This is a genomic window from Halioglobus japonicus, from assembly GCF_001983995.1.
Classification (GTDB): Bacteria; Pseudomonadota; Gammaproteobacteria; order Pseudomonadales; family Halieaceae; genus Halioglobus; species Halioglobus japonicus.
The window spans coordinates 1,279,283-1,297,551 of the sequence record NZ_CP019450.1; the positions used below are offsets into that span (position 1 = coordinate 1,279,283).

Consider the following 18,269-nt stretch of genomic DNA (forward strand, 5'->3'; position numbering starts at 1 on the left):
GCGCCTATGGACTGGAAAGTTTTCCTAACTGTCTTCGCGGCGGTTTTTATCGCAGAGCTGGGTGATAAGACGCAGCTGGCGACGATGTTATTTGCCACCGACAAAGAGGTGAGCAAGTACACGGTGTTTTTCGCAGCCTCTGCAGCACTTATTGTTGCCTCAGCGCTTGGCGTGCTGGCAGGCGCGCTGCTCGCTGAATACATCAATGAAAAGTACCTGCACTACGCCGCAGGTATCGGCTTTATTGGCATTGGTGTTTACACGCTCTATCACGCCCACTGAGGGGCGGGGCGATGGCAATTTACGACCGGATAGGGAAAGGGTACAGCCGGCGCAGAGTGCCAGATCCGCGCATTGAATCCCAGCTGGTCGCACGCCTGGGCGACGCTACCAGTGTGCTCAATATCGGCGCCGGTACAGGCTCCTATGAACCTCGACACCTGCCGCTGGTTGCGCTCGAGCCATCCTTCGAGATGATCTCGCAGCGCTCATCTGGCGCTGCGCCTGTAGTACAGGGGGCGGCAGAGCGGTTGCCATTTACTGATAACAGCTTCAGCCACGTAATGACGGTATTGTCGATGCATCACTGGCAGGATGTGGATGCAGGGCTGCGGGAAATCTGCCGTGTGGCCCGTGATGCTTTTGTGGTGCTCACCTGGGATCCGGAGGCCCAGCCTTTCTGGCTTACGCGTGATTATTTCCCTGCATTCTATGAGCAGGACTGTGGCGTGTTCCCCTCTATGACGCAGATCGGTGCCCATTTTAAGGAGGTTGAAGTGGCGCCCTTAATGATTCCCGCTGATTGTATGGATGGTTTTCTGGCAGCCTATTGGTGTCGCCCCGAGGCCTACCTGGATGCCGATGTGCAGCAGTCTATATCTTCGTTCTCGCGTTACCCGGATACCGCCTCGGGGCTGGAGAAGTTGCGTGCGGATCTGGCTTCGGGCGCATGGGCGCGGCAGAATAAAGCCCTGATGTCACGGGAGCATATCGACGCGGGTTACCGGTTGTTGGTAGCCCGGCTGTAGGGAGGCAATCTATGGAAACCATACGTGATTCTTTGGCGCTGGAGCGCACGCGATTGGCCAATGAGCGGACGTTCTTGGCGTATGTGCGTACGGCACTGTCGTTGATTGCCGGCGCTGCAGTGTTATTCCAGTTCTTTCCGGAGCAGCACACCCATGTGGTGATGGCCTGGTTGCTGTTGATTTTCGGCGTGTGTGTTTTTGTGATGGGTATTTATCGCTTTTATGCGGTGCGCGCATCCTTGATGCAGGACAAGATCAAGGAGAGTGATCATGACGAGTGAAATTCGGTTCCGGGCACTGGCAGAGCTAGATGAGCAACTCGCACATATTGCGGCGGCGCCGCGTGATGAGGGAAGTGTTGAGTTGATTGTCTGCCGTCCGGCGGTGGGCGAGCGACGCGAGCTGGATGCGGGTGAGCTAAGCCTCGAGTTGGGCCTGGTGGGCGACAACTGGAAGGCGAGGGGCAAGCGCAACAAGGCCGCCCATCCGGATATGCAATTGAACCTTATGAATATGCGTGCCCTGGCCGCCATCGAACCGGACCCGGCGCGCTGGCCGCTGGCCGGTGACCAGTTTTATGTGGACTTCAACCTGAGTGACGAAAACCTGCCTTCGGGAACCCAGCTCACTCTTGGCGAAGCCGTCATTGAAGTGACGGCAGAACCCCACCTGGGCTGCGCCAAGTTCCAACAGCGTTTTGGTCGCGATGCGGTGGCCTTTGTTAATTCTGAGGCGGGTAAGGCGCTGAATCTGCGCGGCATTAACGCAAAGGTAGTGCAGCCCGGCTGGGTGCATATAGGCGATCGCATTGGCAAACGCTAAACGCATACTATTGGCGCTACTGCTTTTTTTGTCGCCTCTGTTAGTTAAGGCTGGGCGCGACGATGGCGTTATGGAAGTCAGCGCAATCGCCCCGGGAATATATCGTCACGTCTCTTATGGCAGGCTGCCGAACATCGGTTATTACCCCTCCAATGGCCTAGTGCTGGTTCATGATGCGAGTGCTTATATTATCGATACCCCTTGGCAGGTGGCCGATACCAGGAAGCTGGCGCAGTGGATAGCGGATCAGGGCTGGACGTTGAAGGCCAGCATCTCCACGCATTATCACGATGACCGCGCCTCGGGCATCGCCTGGTTAAACGCACAGGGTGTAGACACCTGGGCCTCTGCGCAGACTAACGAGTTGTTGGCCTCGCAGGGCGACGCGCTGGCCAAACACACATTTTCTGGAGAGGGGCAGTGGCTGTGGAGTGAGCAGGCCTACGCCTGGTACCCCGGTGGTGGTCACACGGCGGACAATATTGTGGTGTGGCTGCCCCAAGCGAAAGTCTTGATGGGAGGTTGTCTGGTGCGTGCTATGCAGACCCAGAGCATGGGCAATACCCGCGATGCGGTGATGTCTGAGTGGGGCGATTCTGCCCTGCGGGTATTGGACAGGTTTGAGGACGCGCAGTTCGTTGTGCCGGGGCACGGCGATGTCGGCGGCCCGGAATTATTGATGCATACGGCCGATCTTGCAGAGGCCGTCAATAGAGAGATAGTAGATGACGAATAGTGACCATTACCGCGCGCTGGAGAGCCTTTACGCCACAGCACCGGTTAACGACTTTTATCATCCGGTGATGACCGTAAGCGAAGGCGAAGCGGAAATTATTATTGAAGCGGGTCTACAGCACTGCCACGCCGCGGGTGGCGTGCACGGCTCCGTGTATTTCAAGATGCTCGACGATGCCGCTTTCTTCGCCGCCAATTCTCTCGAGCCGGAGGTGTTTGTCCTGACAACGTCGTTTACCACTTATACGACGAGACCCATGTCACCCGGCAATATGCGTGCGGTTGGCAAGGTGGTGAACTACAACCGCAGCCAGTTTATCGCGGAGGCGGTGGTCTATGATTCAGAGGGACGAGAAGTCGGGCGCGGTAACGGCATTTTCGTGCGCAGTAAAATGAAGTTGGCTGATATGGCCGGTTATGCAGGCTAAGCGCTGCCGCTAACAGGAGAGGATCGATGAGCGATTTACCCCGGGCGAATTTCAATACCATAGCCCTGAAGAAGGTGGGCAATGGCGAGGGCTTTTCTGCGTCAGCGGCGCGCTTGGGCGAACTGCTGGGGATGCAGCGAATGGGCTGCGGTATTGTTGAACTGGCGCCGGGCGAACGTGGCTGGCCGTTTCACCTGCATTATGGCGAGGAAGAGTTGTTCATCGTTGTCGAGGGCAGTCGGACCATGCGCTATGACGACGGTGAGCATGCGATCGGGCCGGGGGACGTATTGTTTACTCCGCCGGGTGATGGCACAGCGCACCAGATTATCAATACCTCGGATGGGCCGCTGCGATACCTCGCCCTGAGTATGCATGCGGATCCGGCAATGTGTTACTACCCTGACTCTGGCAAGTACGCGGCTTACGCGCAGCAGCCGGATGGTTCCTGGAAGTCCTTTATTGCCCATGAGGACAGCCAGGTCGACTATTATGAGGGAGCGTGAATGTGTTCGCGGTGATTTTCAGGGCGACCATCAAGGCGTTGGATCAGGAATATGTCGATACCGCTGAGACGCTACGCCAGCGCGCCCTGAGTGAGTTCGGTTGCGTCGAGTTCAAGGCCTGGACAGAAGGTGATAGCGAGGTGGCGATCTCTTACTGGAAAAGTGAAGCGGATATTCTGGCATGGAAGCAGGACGCCATGCATCAGCGTGCCCAGGCAGCGGGTGCCGCACGCTGGTACAGCAGTTACTCCGTTGAAGTTGTGGAGGTCGTGCGCAGGTATGAAAAAAGTCTATACCAGTGAAAATCGCTTCTATGTCGGGAATATCCGCAATCTCCTTGAAGCCCAGGGTATTGCCAGCGACTTGCGCAATGAGCATGTCTCCAGTGCGACAGGCGAAGTACCGGTGTTTGATGCCTGGCCCGAGCTGTGGGTCGAAGAGCGCGACTTTGAGCGCGCGCAGTATATTGTCGAGCAGGCCCTGAGTCCCGTCGATGCTACCCCATGGCTCTGCCCTCAGTGTCGGGAAGAGAATGACCCTGCCTTCGAATTTTGTTGGAACTGTCAGGCGGAGGCCCCGGCCAGTGACACCTGAAGTGAACGCTTATTTGCAGGCATTGCCCGACAACCGGCGAGCACGCATCACCGGTCTGATCGATATGATTGCGGCCCTGTATCCAGATGCGTTGCTTGATTTGAAATACCGGATGCCGGCGTTCAGTCAGGGCGATGGTTGGGTCTCAGTGGGCAGTCAGAAGCACTATGTTTCCCTGTATGCCTGTTCTGCAGAGCATCTTGCAGCCTTTCGCGAGCTGCACCCAGGCGTCAAAGGTGGCAAGGGCCGTCTCAACTTTCGCGATCGTGACGATATTGCCCTGGACGATCTCAAGCAGGTGGTGCGCTCGGCTATGGAGCAGTGACATTGAATAATCTGTTCGGCGATATCCCCGCGTCTCTCCCCGAGGAACTGTTCAGCGTGCTGGTTGAGCAGGAGGGCCTTAAGATCGAACGCATTGTCAGTCGAGGCCACTGTTCCCCAGCGGACGAATGGTACGACCAGGACACCCACGAGTGGGTCGCCCTGCTCAAGGGTAAGGCCGTGATTGCCTATCCTGACAAGCCCTCCGTCACCTTGGTGCCAGGGGATTATCTCCTGCTGACTGCACACGAACGCCATCGTGTGGACTGGACAATACCGGATGAAGACACCGTGTGGTTGGCGATACACTACTGATATGGATATTCGACAATTTGCAGAGGCTGACGAAGCGGCGGTGATTGAGCTGTGGCGGGATTGTGGCCTGCTGGCGCCGCAGAACAATCCGCAGCGGGATATTGCCCGCAAGCTGCAGGTTGGTCGTGAGCTGTTTCTGGTGGGTGAGATTGACGGTCAGATTGTCGCCTCAGTTATGGGCGGCTACGAAGGTCATCGCGGTTGGGTGAATTACCTTGCGGTGAGCAACGAGCACCGGCGCAAGGGCTACGGTGTGGTGTTAATGCGCCAGATAGAGGCACTGCTACTCGAGCGCGGTTGCCCCAAACTTAACCTCCAGGTGCGGCGCACCAACGAGGCGGTGCTCGCCTTTTATCATGCCATGGGCTATGGCGAAGATGAGGTGGTCAGCCTCGGCAAACGCCTGATTCCCGACAAATCGGCAGAGTGATCTAGTATGAGTGGACTACCCCCTTGCCCCGCGTGCGGCTCTACCTATACCTACGAAGACCGCGACCAGTTCGTGTGTCCAGAGTGTGCCCACGAGTGGCCGCAGGTGGCAGCGGCCGAAGAGAACGACGCCAGGGTCATCAAGGACGCCAACGGCAATCCCCTGACTGACGGCGACACGGTTGCCGTGATCAAGGATCTCAAAGTGAAAGGCTCGTCCTCGGTGGTCAAAGTAGGCACCAAGGTAAAGAATATCCGGCTTGTAGATGGCGATCATGATATCGACTGCAAGATCGACGGCATTGGCGCCATGAAGCTGAAGTCGCAGTTTGTGAAAAAAGCCTAGGGCATCGCCAGCACGTTGCAGTCGAGCTTGTCGAGGATCTTCTCGGCGGTATTGCCGTTCATCAGTGCAGCAATGCCCGAGCGGTGTGAGTTGCCGACGATGACCATACTCGCATCGATACTTCTGGCTACATCGACAATGACCTTGTCCGGCTCACCCAGCTTGATGTGAACGTGCTCGCTGTCGACGCCGGCGACTTCCATCAGTTTCCTCCGATCCGGCTTCAGGCGAAAGTCGGGAAAGGCATTTACCACGTGTACTTCGGCCATGTCGCTGGCGACCAGACGGAGGCTCAGGTCGAGAATGTGCTCATTCAGTTTTTCGTAGCTCTCGGTGCGCACATTGATATCGATACCGGCGAGGATGCGGGGCACCGGTGGCGGCGTGGCTTTCTTCACCAGCAATACCGGGCTCATGCACTCCCGGATCAGCGTCCAGTCTGAGGTTGATGTCAGCAGTCTGTGGCTGGTCGAGTGCTTGAAGGATGATTTGAACACCATGTCAGCATTGATGCGTGCGGCTGCGTTAACCACGGCGTGGTACCAGTCTTTGCCCCATTCCACTTCGCTGCTGGTGGCGGTGCCGGCAGCGGCAATGGGAGCCAGGTGTGTGTCGAGCGTGGCCTGCAGGGCAGCCATTTGTTGCTGTGCTTCCTCCGTGTCGCGCTCAATGCCTGCCTTGTCGCCGTGGATGCAGGCGAACAGGTGCAGGCTGGCGTCGATTTCAGCGGCGATGGCCGCTGCACGCTCCAGCGCGGGTTGCTCTTCCCCGGTGGGGTCGTAGACGACCAGAAACCGGTTTAAGTCCATCGTGTAATTGCCTCTGTGCACGGTGTTGGCGCCATTTTGGCGCAATCGACGTGAATTGGCACCCTCTAATTGCCGCGGCCGGACACGTTCAGGCGAAGATACCGTGCATAAACCAGGCCCGCGCCAGGCGATCGCGAAACACCCAGTAGTGTTCGCCGTGATGCCCGCGGGCAATGTAGTAGTCGCGACTTACAGGCTGCTGCCACCAGTTATCCTCGATACGTTCCGGGCCGTAAATCAGTTCCAGTCTGCCCTGCCAGTGCAGGGCGTTCTGGCGGCGCTCGAGCTCTTGTGGCTGGGGCATTAGCCAGAACGGTCGCTGCAGGCTGGTGGCACCGGCGTTGCCGCCAGCAGGGCGTTCACTGCAGGTGTGCAGGGCGTGTTCAGGCAGGTGTTCATCGCGGCAGCCGACCTGTTCCACGGCCTGTAGCCCGAGGCGGCTGCGCAAGCGGTCAAGCAGGCTGGCCAGGGGTTCTTTCTGTTTGCGCGGGTTAAACAAATCGAGGTTGTCCAGGTCGCCGGTGCGTAATTCGCTGCACTCCAGGGCAATGCCCTCCACGCCGGTTTGCAGTTCCAGTCGGTCCAAGTGAATCAGGGTCAGGCTGAACCAGCTTTTCCAGTCGCTGTGACTGCTGGTGCTGCGCACCTGAAGCTTGCGCAGGGAGTGATCAATGCCGATCAGCTGCCAGCAGATTTCTGCGGTTTGCAGCTGGGTATTGCGCAGGAACTTGCACAGCGATTGCAGCAGTAACTGCATGGCCGGCTGCAGTTCGTCATTGGCTTTTACCTCGTAACCAAACCAGTACTCGTCGTCGAAGCGCGAGGGAGGCTGGTAATCCGGGTGCAGTTCTTCCTGTTTGCCCAGTACCTGTTGCAGGAATGTTATGAAGGCTTTACCGCAGCGTCTGCCGAGGGCTGCCTGAGGGAGGGCGAGTATGTCGCCCAGAGTGTGCAGGCCGGCCCGTCGCAGGGAATCCACCGGGCCGGTGTGCTCCTGCAACAGGGTCAGGGGCAGGCTGGCCAGGCGTTGCTCCAGGGGTGTCTCTGCCGCCAGAGCGTCGGCTTCATCGGCAAAGGAGAGCAACCAGGCTGCCTTGGGAGTGGGTGCGAGAGCGAAGCAGGCGCTGAATCCCCGGCTGGCCAAACCGCGTCGCACCTCTTCCAGCAGGGGTGGCAGGCCGCGGTACAGCGCCAGGCAGCTGCCGATTTCAAGTTGCAGGCAGTCGCCGTGCCAGCTGTGCAGGCTGGGGGTGATGCTATAGGCCCAGCAACACAGTTGCTGCAGGCAGCGGGCCTCAGCGGCTGTATCGCGCTCCAGTAGCTGGAGTGGGTCATCACCGACCAGGGCTCGCACGGTGGCCGGTTTCATGCCTTCGCGCACCCCCGCGGCTGCGGCACAATCATTGGCCCGGAGCACGCGTTGTTTCTCCAGTACCACCACGGCGCGCTCCTCTGTGCGCTCAAGGCATTTCAGGGGCAGCAGGTGAAAGCGCAGGCACAACCACAGGCTCATAACTGGCGTTGCCAAACGATGGGGGATAGCTCGGCCATGTTAATTTGATTAATACTGTACATATATACAGTATTAATCAAGAGGGCATTGTTGTCCACGGACAGGTCTGCGACCTGTCGCTCGGGCAGGCAGGTCAGCTAGCCCTGATGGTGGGCCAGGGCTGAGCGCCAGGCGTCGTATACCGGCTGGCTGAAGAGGTAGAAATGAATGTCCAGGTCAGCAAAGGCGGCATCGGTGCTTACCGCCACGGCGATGGCTGCCGCTTCTTCCAGCGGGTAGCCGTACACCCCACAGGAGATCGCCGGTACGGCCAGGGAGTGGCAATCGTGTTGCAGGGCGAGCTGGTAGCTGTTGCGATACGCTGCGCTCAGCAGGGCTGGTGGGTTGGTGGCGCTGGCGTAAACCGGCCCCACCGTGTGGATGACATAGCGTGCGGTGAGTGCCCCGGCATCGGTAATGCGGGCTTCACCGGTGGGGCAGCGGACGCCATTGGTGGCGGGGACATCGCGACAGGCCTGGAGCAGGGCAGGGCCTGCGGCCCTGTGGATGGCGCCGTCGACACCCCCGCCACCGAGCATGCCCTCATTGGCCGCATTCACCACAGCATCCACTTCGGCCCGGGTAATATCACCCAAAGCCAGGTGCACAGTCACCCAACGCCTCCGGCATTTTCCAGCAGGTAGGAAATCACAAACTTGATGGCAAAGCCGAACATACCCATGGCCAGGCCAATATACAGAATGATGGTGCCGAACCTGCCCGCGTTACTGCGCTTGGCCAGGTCCCACACAATGAACATCATAAAGAGAATAAGGGCGGACACCCCGATGGTGACGCCGTACTCTGTCAGCCACTCATCCACATGCTACTCCCGGGCCGGTGCGGCCCTGTTCAGGAGGCGGCGATTATAGCAGTTTCCAGATGGGTGTCGGCACTGAGTGAGTTGGTGATCAGGCAGGCATCTTCGGCCTTGTGCAGTATGCGCTGGGCCTTGGCCTCGTCGACACCGGCGGGCACGGTCAGCGTGGCCTTGACGGCAATTGCGGTAAATTGGGTGACCCGCTCTACCCGGTCAAGCACGCCCTCGGCGTCGGCGGCCAGGTCGCTCCATTCCAGCTTGGAGGCGGCGGCAATGGCTCGGAAGGTGAGTGCAAAGCAGTCCGCCACCGAGGCCATGAGTAAATGTTCTGGCGACCACTGGTCGCCAGGGCCGCCGAATTCCGCCGGTGGTGCGGAGGCCAGCGGTGGCATAGCGCCGCTATTGATAGCGACATTACCAGTCACCTGGGCGGTGGCGTTGACGTGATAGTGGTGGGGGAAATCTTGCATGCTGCCTGCTCCTTATTATGTATGGCGGCAGGCAGTGTAGCACTCTTGGTGCCACGGCTGATGGTGATGACGCAACCATTGTGAACTTACCCGCCCGGCCGGGCCTGGCCAGGCCGGGTCTGTCCAGGCCGGCAGGTGGCACTATGCGAAGGAGAACGCCGGCTGCTGCTGGGGGCTGTCCTGCCAGGTGGGTACTTCCCACAGCTGGGGTTGTTCCGGGATATCCTCGGCCGGTGGCAGGGCTACATCGAGATACTGGTTGCCGCCGCGCTGCTTGAGAATATGTACCTTACGGTATTCACGTATTTGCAGACGCAGGCCTGCCGGCGCATGGTTACGGGCGGCACTGTGGGGGCGGAATAACACGGCCAGGCTGTCGCTGTCGGCGGCGGCCAGCTGTAATTTACGCAGTTCACCGTAGCTGTATTCGTGGGCACCCAACCAGCTGAACACGGCGCTGCTGGTGCTGCTGCGCAGGGCCTGTTCGGTGGCCCACAGCAAATCTTCGCGGCTTTTCGGGTGCACCAGCAGGATTTGCTCGGTGTTAATACCGCGGGCCTTGAGCAGCGGCGCGTAGGGCGTAAAAGGTGGGGCGATGAAGACCTGCCAGCGGCCCTCGGCGCTCAGGGTTTCCATGGCAGGCAGAAACAGGCCCATGGCGCCCATGCCACAGCCATCACTGAGCACTTCCACAGTGTTTCCCAGCGACCAGCCGCCATCGCGCAACTCTTTGTCGAGGGTGCTGTAACCGGTGCCCAGGGTGTTGTCGTTCCGGTTGTTACCGGCATGCCAGTGGCGATCGCCATCGGCGGACAGGGCGGTGAAGTTGCCGCGCCAGGTGTCGTTGCGATTGATGACTTGCTGCAGAGCCTGGTTCATGTCGGGCCTCTCTTGTTGTTCTGCTTTGTGTTTACTGTATGTTTGTACACTGTATGTATAAACAGTAGTTGAGTGGCAGGCAGAGTGCAAGGCCCTGGGCAGGGGTATTAGTTGGCAAAAATGAGACGTGCCCTGAAAGGCGACAGGTGGGGGTTAGCGGCTCGCGGCGAGCTGCAGAACGAGGTTTTCCAGTTGGTCCCAGGGTTTGCCGGCGGCAAAGCCCTTGATGGTGCCATCGACGGCCGATGCCTGTTCAAGCAATGCGGTAAGTGTCACGCTGTTGTGCCGTGACAGTGCACCCTGCATGAGGGGCATGCGGTTTTTCCACACCCGCAAACCGCCCAGTACCTGCTGGGGTGACTGCCCCGCATCGACCTGCTGGCGGGCCTGGTGCAGGGTGCGTACTTCCCGGAGCAGAGCCCACAGGGCTACGGCCGGCTCGGTGCCTTCGCCGCGCAGGCCGTGGAGCATTTTCAGGCTGGTGCCGGCATTGCCCTTGAGGGCATGGTCGGTCATATCAAACAGGTTGTAGCGGGCGTTATTGGACACCGAGGCGGTAATGGTCTCGGCGTTGATCTGGCCATCGCTGGCCAGCAACTTGAGTTTCTCCACTTCTTGTACCGCTGCCAGCAGATTGCCCTCCACCTGCTCACACAGCAACTGCAGAGCGTCGTTATCGATGCTGAGGCCGGCGGCGCTGCAGCGTTGCTGCAACCAGCGCGGCAGGTCACGGGCTTCAATGGGCCAGATCTGCACCGTGGCGGCGGCCTTGTCCAGGGCCTTGTACCATTTGCTATTGGTGGACTGCTTATCGATCTTGCCGGACACAATCAGCAGGATGTCGTCGCTGCCGGCAGCCATATCGAGATACTCGCACAGGGCCTTGCTGCCATCGGCGCCGGGCTTGCCCGAGGGCATGCGTATTTCCACCAGTTTGCGCTCGGCGAACAGTGACATGCTGGACGCACTGTGCAGAATTTCATCCCACTTGAAGCGCGGCACCACATCGATAATTTCGCGGTCGGTGCAGCCGGCGTCGCGTGCGGCCTTGCGCACCAAATCACAGCACTCCTGTACCAGCAGAGGCTCGTCGCCACTAATCAGGTAAACGGGGAGAAGTTGCTGCTTGAGATGGCCGGCGAGTTTCTCGGGGTACAGGCGCATCGCGAGGTGTCAGGCCTCGGGCGTCTGGCTGGCGGCGAAGAAGGCGATGCGGCGCAGAATCTGCTGCGACAGTTCACTGCGCATCTCCGCCTTGAGGATGCGGATCTCCTCGGCCTTGCCCACGACGTTCTGGGGGTCGTTTTCCATCTGCTTGATCACCGTGCCGGTGGTGTCGGGCATGACGCCCTTGCCTCTGGCGTTGTTGATCGAGAATGTCGAACGCATGGTCAGTTCGAATTCCGCCGCTCGGGTGTCGGCATCCAGTGACAGGTTTCGCTGGCTGAAACGCTCCGGTCCGAGTACCAGCAGATAGTTGGCGTCGGCGCGGTCGTCGGCCCATTCAATGCCGGCATTGGCGAAGCGCAGCTTCACCTCGCGACTGAATTCGCTGTTGGGATTACTGGTGACCAGAAACAGCGAGCGCCATTCCTCTGGAACACTGGCGCCGCCGCTGCCGCGCAGGTGGAAGCCACAGCCGGATACCATGGCTGTGGCGCAAAGAGCGATAACAAGGGTGGCGAGGCGCCGCTGCATAATGGGTTCCGGCCTTAATCAGTTGGCAACAATATTAACCAATTTGCCCGGTACTACAATCACCTTGCGCACGGTCACGCCTTCCAGGAAACGCTGCACATTGTCCTGAGCCAGGGCCGCCGCTTCGGCAGCATCCTTGTCGGCATTGGCGGCAATGTTCATCTTGGCGCGGACCTTGCCGTTCACCTGAACCACCATTTCAATGCTGTCGCGGGTGAGTGCGTCTTCGTCGACACTGGGCCAGGGCGCATTGAGCACGTCGCCTGTGCCGCCGAGCGCCGGCCATAACTCGTGGCAGATGTGCGGCGTGATGGGGTTGAGCATTAGCACGATGGCGCGCAACGCTTCGTCCAGTACCGCGCGGCTCTGGTCGCTGTCGTCCAGTTTGCCCAGCTCGTTGCACAACTCCATGACCGCGGCGATGGCGGTGTTAAAGGTCTGGCGGCGGCCGTAGTCGTCGCTGACCTTGGCAATGGTCTCGTGCGCTTTGCGGCGGGCATTTTTCTGCTGTTCGGTCAGGGCGCTGGTATCCAGTGCCGGGGCCGGACCTGCGGCTACGTGGCCGTTAACCAGTTTCCACAGACGCTTGAGGAACCGGTGAGCGCCTTCAACACCAGAGTCGGCCCACTCCAGGGATTGCTCTGGCGGGGCTGCAAACATCGAGAACAGGCGTACAGTATCCGCACCGTATTGATCGATCAGGGCTTGGGGGTCAACAGTATTGCCCTTGGATTTGGACATTTTGGCGCCGTCCTTCAGCACCATGCCCTGGGTGAGCAGGCGAGTGAAGGGTTCGTCGGAGTTCACAAGACCTTCGTCGCGCATTAGCTTGTGGAAAAAGCGGGCATAAAGCAGGTGAAGGATCGCATGTTCGATGCCACCGACATATTGATCCACAGGTAGCCAGTAGTTGGCCTCGTCGCTGTCGAGCATGCCGTCCGTGTAATCGGGGCATGTGAAACGGGCGTAGTACCAAGAGGATTGCACAAAGGTGTCGAACGTATCGGTTTCCCGTACGCAGTCAGCACCGTCCAGGGTGAATTTACGCCATTCAGGGTCCGCTTTAATCGGTGAGGCAACACCGTCCATAACAACATCTTCAGGCAGCAGCGAGGGCAGGCGGTCTGACGGAATGGGAATGTCGCTGCCGTCGTCGAGATTGAGCATGGGAATGGGTGTGCCCCAGTAGCGCTGGCGCGAAACGCCCCAATCACGCAGTCGGAACTGGGTTGTGATCTTGCCCATGCCCGAGGCTTCCAGTCGGGCGGCAATACCTTCGAAGGCCGCATCGAAACTGCTGCCGTCGAATTCACCAGAGGCAGTCAAGGCACCGTGCTCGGTGTAGGCAGCCGCACTGGTGTCCGCTGGTTGGCCCTCGGTGTCGCATATAACGGTTTTCACCGGCAATTGGTATTTCTGGGCGAATTCCCAGTCACGCTCATCGTGGGCCGGCACAGCCATTACCGCACCTGAGCCATAGTCCATGAGCACGTAGTTTGCGACCCACACAGGTACTTCTTCACCGGTGAGGGGGTGGCGAGCGCGCAGGCCGGTGTCCATGCCGAGTTTCTCGGCCTGAGCCATGTCCGCTTCAGCGACTGAACTGCGCTTGCATTCGCCGATAAAGCTGGCCAGTGCCGGGTTGTCTGCGGCCAGCGCAAGGCTGATTGGGTGCTCCGCAGCCAGGCTTACGTAAGTGACACCGTAAAGGGTGTCGGGCCGGGTGGTATACACCTCGATGCGGTCGAGGTCCGCCACTGGGCTATCCAGCCCAAAGGCCAGTTCCACGCCACGACTTTTGCCAATCCAGTTGCGCTGCATGGTGCGCACGGCTTCTGGCCAGCCATCGAGATTGTCCAGCCCCGCAAGCAATTCTTCAGCGTAGGCGGTAATGCGGATAAACCACTGAGGAATCTCACGGCGTTCGATCAGCGCGCCGGAACGCCAGCCACGGCCTTCGATGACCTGCTCGTTGGCAAGAACCGTTTGATCTACCGGGTCCCAGTTTACGGTCGCCATTTTCTTGTAAACCAGTCCCTTTTCATAAAGACGGGTAAAGAACCATTGCTCCCAGCGATAGTACTCTGGCTTGCAGGTGGCGATTTCGCGGTCCCAATCGTAGGCGAAGCCCAGCTGACGCAGTTGGGAGCGCATGTGATCGATATTCTGTACGGTCCAGCTGGCGGGGGCGACATTATTGGCAATGGCTGCATTTTCTGCAGGTAGGCCAAATGCGTCCCAGCCCATGGGCTGCAGCACGTTTTTACCCAGCATGCGCTGATAGCGGGCGATCACATCGGCGATGGTGTAATTGCGCACATGTCCCATGTGTAGCTTGCCACTGGGATAGGGGAACATGGCGAGACAGTAGTACTTCTCGCGCTCATCCTTAATCGCCGCGAAACTGTTGTTCGCCAGCCAGTGGGCCTGGGCTTCGCGCTCCAGGATGTCGGGCTTGTATTGCTGCTCCATTGCCTTGCTTGATTCCGGTAAAAAAAGAGGGCGAATTCTACCAGTATTCAGGGCGCTGTAGGAGTGTGAATCTGCTGGCCTGCAGGCAGGCCTTCGGCGGCTGGCGCCGAGACGATGCCGGGATCAGGGCTCTCGCCAGAATCCCAGGTACATGAGGATCATCAGCGCCAGGCTGATGGCGCAGGCCGACAGAATCGGCACCGAACCAAAACTGGCGAAAGGCGTCTTGCCCAGCATGGCCTGGACCTCGCCGGTCAGCACGGTTTCCACGAACTGCTCGGACTCGGCAATGACCTGGCCGCGGTGATCGATCAGGGCGGAGACACCGTTATTGGTGCCCCGAATCATATAGCGGCCATTTTCCAGGGCGCGCATCTGCGCCATTTGCAGGTGCTGCAGCGGGCCGATGGAATCTCCGAACCAGCTGTCGTTGCTAATGGTAATCAGCAGGTCGGCCTCGCGGGCGCCGGCGGCCACCAGGTCCGGGTAGACCACTTCGTAGCAGATCGAGGGCGATACCCGAAAGGTACCCGCTGCCAGCGGTGGCTGATCGGCCGGGCCGCGGCTCTGGAACGACATGGGCAGATTAAAGAATTCGATCACACCGCGCAGGTAGTCCTCCAGCGGCACATATTCGCCAAAGGGCACTAGCCGTTGCTTGAAGTAGCTGCCCTGGCCCTGGCCCAGGGCGGTAATGCTGTTGTAGTAGCGTTCGTCGCCTTCGGGACGGTTCGGTATGCCGGTAATTAACGTGGTATCGGCCTTGCGTGCCCGGGCGGCGATGGGATCGAGAAACGGTCGCGCGCGCTCGTATAGATTGGGGATGGCGGCCTCGGGCCACACGATAATATCGTGGCCGAGCAGGGGCATGGTGGCGCCGCGCATCTGGTGCAGAATGGGCAGGTAGTACTCGCGATTCCATTTGTTCTGCTGCGGGATATTGGGCTGGTAAATTGCGACCGAGAGCGGTTCTTCGCTGGCGCGCGCTACCCATTGGATGGGCTTGAGTACGCCGCCGCCGATCCACAGGGTGGCGACAATGACGGCGTAGGTGACAAGCGCAATGGCCTGGCGGCTGCGCCAGGCCAGAAACAGGCAGCTGCCGGTCAGGGCGCAAATCATCGACAGGCCGTAAATGCCGAGAATCGGCGCCCAGCCGGCGATGGCGGTATCGACATGGGCGTAGCCCAGGTAAAGCCAGGGGAAGCCGGTGAGAAACCAGCTGCGCAGCCATTCGAACAGCACCCACAGCACCGGAAACCCGATAAGCATACCGCCGGGCAGGGGGCGTATAAAGCGGATATAAAGCCAGGCGAACGTGCCGTGCAGTAGCGCCAGGCCGGCGCAGAACAAGCCCGTCAGCACCAGTGCCAGGGGCACGCTGGCATTGCCGTGTTCGTGGATGCTGACATACACCCAGGAAGCCCCGGTGCCGAATAGGCCCAGTCCGAACAGCCAGCCGCGCCAGAAGCCGCGCGGTGGGTTGCAGGTGCTCAGCAGGTAGGCGAACAGGGCGCAGCTGAGAATGCCCGCCGGCCATATATTGTAGGGCGCCAGTGACAGGGTGATCAGCGCGCCTGCCAGTGGGCTCAGCAGGAGCACGATCAGGGGGTGCAGGCCGGGCTTCTCGCTGCGCATGTGGCGGTGTCAGCTCTTGCCTGGCCGCATGCGCAGGCTGTGGATTTTGCGTTGGTCGGCGTTAATCACCTGGAACTCAAAGTTGTCGATAACCGCCACTTCATTGCGGGTGGGCATATGGCCCAGAGCCTGAATGACCAGCCCGCCTATGGTATCGAACTCTTCATCGCTGAAACCGGTGCCGAAGTGTTCGTTGAAGTCCTCGATCGGGGTGAGGGCCTTGATGAAGTAGTCATCGTCACTGATCTTGCGGATGAAGCGATCCGCTAGGGCGTCGGTTTCGTCTTCAATTTCACCGACAATCTCTTCGAGTACGTCCTCGATCGTTACCAGGCCGGCGACGCCGCCATATTCGTCGATGACGATGGCCATGTGGTTACGATTTTCGCGGAACTCCCGCAATAAAACATTGAGGCGCTTGCTCTCGGGGACGACCACGGTGGGGCGCAGCAGGTTTTCCAGCCGGAAGTCACTGTGGTCTTTACTCAACACCATGGGCAGCAAATCCTTGGCCAGCAGAATGCCGAGAATGTCATCGGGGCTTTCGCCGATCACCGGGTAACGTGAGTGTGCCGAGCGGGTAATCTGCGGCAGGATTTCTTCCAGGGTGGATTCGGCTTTGATCAACACCATCTGGGCGCGCGGAATCATAATGTCGCGGGCCTGCATGTCGCTGACCTGCATGGCCCCTTCCATGATGCTGCGCGCGTCCTCGTCGATGACCTCATTCTCGGCTGCCACGGCGAGTATGGCTTCCAGATCCTTGCGGGTACTTGGCTCGCCGGAGAACAGTTGGCCTATTTTCTCCAGCCAGGATTTCTCGCCATGATCGGGGCTGGATGGATCGGTGCTCATGCGCTCTGGTGCTCCTCGAGCTGGTCGCCCCGATAGGGGCAGGGGTAGTTGAGTTCAGTGAGGATGCGGGTTTCCAGTACCTCCATGGCCTGGGCTTCCTCGTCTTCGATATGGTCGTAACCGAGCAGGTGCAGGGTGCCGTGAACCAGCATGTGGGCCCAGTGCGCCTCCAGGGTCTTGTGTTGTTCGGATGCTTCGCGGATCACGACCTGGGTGCACACCACGATATCGCCCAGCAGCGGCAGTTCCAGTTCGGGAGGCAAGTCGCTGGGGAATGACAAAACGTTGGTGGGGCCGGACTTGCCGCGCCAGGTGTGATTGAGCTCAGCCATCTCGTCTTCGTCGACGAGCCGCACGCTAACTTCTGTATCAGTTTTGCGCTGAGTGGCCAGCGCTGCCTGAATCCAGCGTCTTATGTCGTCCTCATCAGGCGCGGGATCACTGGTCTCGCGCTGAATGTCGATCTCCAGGTTCACAGCTGGTTGGAATCCATGGGCTTGGCCTTGTCCTCGTGCGAGTCATAGGCCTGGACAATGCGCTGTACCAGCGGGTGGCGTACTACATCTTTGTTGGCGAAATAGGTAAAGCCAATGCCCTCGACACCATCGAGAATATTGCTGGCATGGGTCAGGCCCGACTGTGCGCCCCGGGGCAGGTCGATCTGGGTGGCGTCGCCAGTGATGACAGCGGTGGAGCCAAATCCGATCCGTGTCAGAAACATCTTCATTTGTTCGCGGGTGGTGTTCTGGGCTTCATCGAGAATGATAAATGCATTGTTCAGGGTGCGGCCGCGCATAAAGGCCAGCGGCGCCACTTCGATGATGTTGCGTTCGATGTACTTGTTAACGGTCTCAAAACCGAGCATTTCGTACAGTGCGTCGTAGAGCGGGCGCAGGTACGGATCAATCTTCTGGGACAGGTCACCGGGCAGGAAACCCAGCTTTTCACCGGCCTCAACCGCCGGGCGTACCAGCAGGATGCGGCGTACACGCTCTTCCAGCAGCGCCTCGACGGCACAGGCTACCGCCAGGTAGGTCTTGCCGGTGCCGGCGGGACCAATGCCGAAGTTGATATCGCTCTGCTTAATGGTGCGCACATAGCCCTGCTGGTTTTTGCCGCGGGGCTTAATGGAGGCACGCTTGGTGCGAATGACCTGAATTGCCTCCACCGGCTCGTCGCTCTGGGCCGCCTCGGCCAGGCTTTCGAGGCCGGCCTGTTGCAGCTGCAGGTGCAGGGACTCAGGGCTCAGGCCCACGCCCTGACAGACCTCGGCGTACAGGTGAATGAGCAGCTCACGGGCTGCGGCCACATTGACCGACGGGCCGGACAGCTGGAACTGGTTGCCGCGATTGCCAATGCGGATGCCCAGGCGCTGTTCGATCTGGCGCAGGTGGCCGTCCAGCTGGCCGCAGAGCATGGCCAGATGACGGGCGTCATTGGGTTCGAGGGTGAGGCTTAGTTGCGTCACCGGCTGGGGTGCCGGGTCAGGTGCTAGGGTTTCGCTGTTCAAGTTCGTCATTGGCCCACTGCGGGGCTGTCATCGATTGGT

Annotated in this window: 26 protein-coding genes; 13 read left to right on the plus strand and 13 right to left on the minus strand. The window is 59.6% G+C overall.

The window, feature by feature from the left end; translation table 11 throughout:
* Positions 1–6: 6 nt before the first annotated feature.
* The 13 genes from BST95_RS06010 (at position 7) to BST95_RS06070 (ending at position 5,527) form a co-directional block, all read left to right on the plus strand.
* A complete protein-coding gene (locus tag BST95_RS06010) occupies positions 7–282 on the plus strand; it encodes a TMEM165/GDT1 family protein (RefSeq protein WP_066055498.1) in 276 nt (91 codons plus the stop codon).
* 11 nt (positions 283–293) lie between these two features.
* Complete coding sequence (locus BST95_RS06015) at positions 294–1,028, plus strand: class I SAM-dependent methyltransferase (RefSeq protein WP_084198554.1); 735 nt, start codon at positions 294–296, stop codon at positions 1,026–1,028.
* An 11-nt stretch (positions 1,029–1,039) separates the two neighbouring features.
* Complete coding sequence (locus BST95_RS06020) at positions 1,040–1,309, plus strand: YidH family protein (RefSeq protein ID WP_084198555.1); 270 nt, start codon at positions 1,040–1,042, stop codon at positions 1,307–1,309.
* Positions 1,299–1,850 (plus strand): MOSC domain-containing protein, encoded by a 552-nt coding sequence (locus tag BST95_RS06025; RefSeq protein WP_084198556.1) that lies wholly within the window; start codon positions 1,299–1,301, stop codon positions 1,848–1,850. The genes BST95_RS06020 and BST95_RS06025 overlap by 11 nt, the downstream gene beginning before the upstream one ends.
* A gap of 70 nt (positions 1,851–1,920) precedes the next feature.
* Positions 1,921–2,586 carry a subclass B1 metallo-beta-lactamase gene (gene bla / locus BST95_RS06030; RefSeq protein WP_084198557.1) on the plus strand — a complete coding sequence of 222 codons (666 nt, stop codon included), beginning with the start codon at positions 1,921–1,923 and terminating at the stop codon, positions 2,584–2,586.
* On the plus strand, positions 2,576–3,013 hold the full coding sequence (locus BST95_RS06035; protein WP_084198558.1) for a PaaI family thioesterase: 438 nt from the start codon (positions 2,576–2,578) through the stop codon (positions 3,011–3,013). Before bla ends, BST95_RS06035 begins: the two co-directional genes overlap by 11 nt.
* 26 nt (positions 3,014–3,039) lie before the next feature.
* Positions 3,040–3,519, plus strand: a complete 480-nt coding sequence (locus tag BST95_RS06040) for a cupin domain-containing protein (RefSeq protein WP_084198559.1) — start codon at positions 3,040–3,042, stop codon at positions 3,517–3,519.
* Positions 3,516–3,821 (plus strand): antibiotic biosynthesis monooxygenase family protein, encoded by a 306-nt coding sequence (locus BST95_RS06045; RefSeq protein WP_240500266.1) that lies wholly within the window; start codon positions 3,516–3,518, stop codon positions 3,819–3,821. The genes BST95_RS06040 and BST95_RS06045 overlap by 4 nt, the downstream gene beginning before the upstream one ends.
* A complete protein-coding gene (locus tag BST95_RS06050) occupies positions 3,799–4,113 on the plus strand; it encodes a putative signal transducing protein (protein WP_066055478.1) in 315 nt (104 codons plus the stop codon). Before BST95_RS06045 ends, BST95_RS06050 begins: the two co-directional genes overlap by 23 nt.
* Complete coding sequence (locus tag BST95_RS06055) at positions 4,103–4,438, plus strand: iron chaperone (protein WP_205737335.1); 336 nt, start codon at positions 4,103–4,105, stop codon at positions 4,436–4,438. The genes BST95_RS06050 and BST95_RS06055 overlap by 11 nt, the downstream gene beginning before the upstream one ends.
* Positions 4,435–4,752 (plus strand): cupin domain-containing protein, encoded by a 318-nt coding sequence (locus BST95_RS06060; RefSeq protein ID WP_205737336.1) that lies wholly within the window; start codon positions 4,435–4,437, stop codon positions 4,750–4,752. Before BST95_RS06055 ends, BST95_RS06060 begins: the two co-directional genes overlap by 4 nt.
* Before the next feature lies 1 nt (position 4,753).
* On the plus strand, positions 4,754–5,182 hold the full coding sequence (locus BST95_RS06065) for a GNAT family acetyltransferase (protein WP_066055470.1): 429 nt from the start codon (positions 4,754–4,756) through the stop codon (positions 5,180–5,182).
* A gap of 6 nt (positions 5,183–5,188) precedes the next feature.
* Positions 5,189–5,527 carry a zinc ribbon domain-containing protein YjdM gene (locus tag BST95_RS06070; protein ID WP_084198562.1) on the plus strand — a complete coding sequence of 113 codons (339 nt, stop codon included), beginning with the start codon at positions 5,189–5,191 and terminating at the stop codon, positions 5,525–5,527.
* Here the strand turns inward: BST95_RS06070 and BST95_RS06075 are convergent.
* From BST95_RS06075 to BST95_RS06135, 13 genes are all read right to left on the minus strand, one after another.
* The gene (locus BST95_RS06075) at positions 5,524–6,336 is read right to left on the minus strand and encodes a universal stress protein (protein ID WP_084198563.1); all 813 of its coding nucleotides are present in this window, start codon (positions 6,334–6,336) and stop codon (positions 5,524–5,526) included. The genes BST95_RS06070 and BST95_RS06075 overlap by 4 nt on opposite strands.
* Before the next feature lie 88 nt (positions 6,337–6,424).
* Positions 6,425–7,849, minus strand: coding sequence for a Y-family DNA polymerase (locus BST95_RS06080; protein WP_084198564.1), 1,425 nt, complete (start codon positions 7,847–7,849; stop codon positions 6,425–6,427).
* Between the two features lie 137 nt (positions 7,850–7,986).
* The gene (locus tag BST95_RS06085) at positions 7,987–8,502 is read right to left on the minus strand and encodes an O-acetyl-ADP-ribose deacetylase (protein ID WP_146004236.1); all 516 of its coding nucleotides are present in this window, start codon (positions 8,500–8,502) and stop codon (positions 7,987–7,989) included.
* Positions 8,499–8,711: a DUF2788 domain-containing protein gene (locus tag BST95_RS06090; protein WP_066055458.1), complete on the minus strand. Its 213-nt coding sequence runs from the start codon at positions 8,709–8,711 to the stop codon at positions 8,499–8,501. The genes BST95_RS06085 and BST95_RS06090 overlap by 4 nt, the downstream gene beginning before the upstream one ends.
* 29 nt (positions 8,712–8,740) lie before the next feature.
* Positions 8,741–9,178, minus strand: a complete 438-nt coding sequence (locus BST95_RS06095) for an OsmC family protein (RefSeq protein ID WP_084198565.1) — start codon at positions 9,176–9,178, stop codon at positions 8,741–8,743.
* 141 nt (positions 9,179–9,319) lie between these two features.
* Positions 9,320–10,057 carry a translesion DNA synthesis-associated protein ImuA gene (gene imuA / locus BST95_RS06100; protein WP_066055452.1) on the minus strand — a complete coding sequence of 246 codons (738 nt, stop codon included), beginning with the start codon at positions 10,055–10,057 and terminating at the stop codon, positions 9,320–9,322.
* 153 nt (positions 10,058–10,210) lie between these two features.
* Positions 10,211–11,221 carry a DNA polymerase III subunit delta gene (holA, locus tag BST95_RS06105; RefSeq protein WP_084198566.1) on the minus strand — a complete coding sequence of 337 codons (1,011 nt, stop codon included), beginning with the start codon at positions 11,219–11,221 and terminating at the stop codon, positions 10,211–10,213.
* 9 nt (positions 11,222–11,230) lie between these two features.
* A complete protein-coding gene (locus tag BST95_RS06110; RefSeq protein WP_066055446.1) occupies positions 11,231–11,755 on the minus strand; it encodes an LPS-assembly lipoprotein LptE in 525 nt (174 codons plus the stop codon).
* Positions 11,756–11,773: 18 nt separating this feature from the next.
* Positions 11,774–14,227, minus strand: coding sequence for a leucine--tRNA ligase (leuS, locus tag BST95_RS06115; RefSeq protein ID WP_084198567.1), 2,454 nt, complete (start codon positions 14,225–14,227; stop codon positions 11,774–11,776).
* A 123-nt stretch (positions 14,228–14,350) separates the two neighbouring features.
* Positions 14,351–15,865, minus strand: a complete 1,515-nt coding sequence (gene lnt / locus BST95_RS06120; protein WP_084198568.1) for an apolipoprotein N-acyltransferase — start codon at positions 15,863–15,865, stop codon at positions 14,351–14,353.
* A gap of 9 nt (positions 15,866–15,874) precedes the next feature.
* Complete coding sequence (locus BST95_RS06125) at positions 15,875–16,720, minus strand: HlyC/CorC family transporter (RefSeq protein WP_084198569.1); 846 nt, start codon at positions 16,718–16,720, stop codon at positions 15,875–15,877.
* Positions 16,717–17,196, minus strand: coding sequence for an rRNA maturation RNase YbeY (gene ybeY / locus BST95_RS06130; RefSeq protein ID WP_084198570.1), 480 nt, complete (start codon positions 17,194–17,196; stop codon positions 16,717–16,719). The genes BST95_RS06125 and ybeY overlap by 4 nt, the downstream gene beginning before the upstream one ends.
* A complete protein-coding gene (locus tag BST95_RS06135; protein WP_084198571.1) occupies positions 17,193–18,239 on the minus strand; it encodes a PhoH family protein in 1,047 nt (348 codons plus the stop codon). Before BST95_RS06135 ends, ybeY begins: the two co-directional genes overlap by 4 nt.
* Between the last annotated feature and the right edge of the window lie 30 nt (positions 18,240–18,269).